Below are 591 nucleotides of genomic sequence, written 5' to 3'. Positions count from 1 at the left end.
GTGGCCTAACGCAAGAAGGAGCCGTCGAAGGCGGGATTGGTAACTGGGGTGAAGTCGTAACAAGGTAGCCGTAGGAGAACCTGCGGCTGGATCACCTCCTTTCTAAGAGTATGAGTAGAGGTTGTTTCACTGTCGAGTTATCAAAGGCTCAGGAATTTCTGGTGCCGATGCGTCCGGAGGAAACACCCGTTCCCATCCCGAACACGACCGTGAAGAGCCGGGCGGCCGAAGGTACTATGCTGGAGACGGCATGGGAGAACAGGCGGGCGCCAGAATAAAAAATATATATACTCCTAACAGGAGGGCTTATAGCTCAGCAGGTTAGAGCGCACGCCTGATAAGCGTGAGGTCGGTAGTTCGAGTCTACTTAAGCCCATTTCCGTACCTTGAAAACTGCATACAAGATCAATATCCGATTAAACAAAAATTGTTTAATCACAAGACATCCGAGGAAAGTTATCTTCAAGAGCAATCTTGAATGTAATTGAATTAGAAGTTAGAAAAACTTGCTACGAGAACCATTGGCCGAAACAAAAAAGGTTAAGCCAATAAGAGCGCAGGGTGGATGCCTTGGCACTAAGAGCCGAAGAA

Annotated in this window: 1 tRNA gene and 2 rRNA genes; all 3 read left to right on the top strand. The window is 47.9% G+C overall.

Annotation, left to right across the window (positions count from 1 at the left end):
• A 16S ribosomal RNA gene (locus ACTQ1N_RS12735) occupies positions 1-102 on the top strand; the annotation flags it as partial.
• Between the two features lie 55 nt (positions 103-157).
• A 5S ribosomal RNA gene (gene rrf / locus ACTQ1N_RS12730) occupies positions 158-275 on the top strand.
• Between the two features lie 27 nt (positions 276-302).
• Positions 303-376: transfer RNA gene (locus tag ACTQ1N_RS12725), tRNA-Ile, on the top strand.
• Positions 377-591 lie beyond the last annotated feature (215 nt).

Source organism: Porcincola sp. LCP21S3_C12 (assembly GCF_052118625.1).
Taxonomy (GTDB): domain Bacteria; phylum Bacillota; class Clostridia; order Lachnospirales; family Lachnospiraceae; genus Porcincola.
The sequence above is the reverse complement of the archived record's forward strand: the minus strand, read 5'-3'. Positions and strand labels throughout refer to the sequence as shown.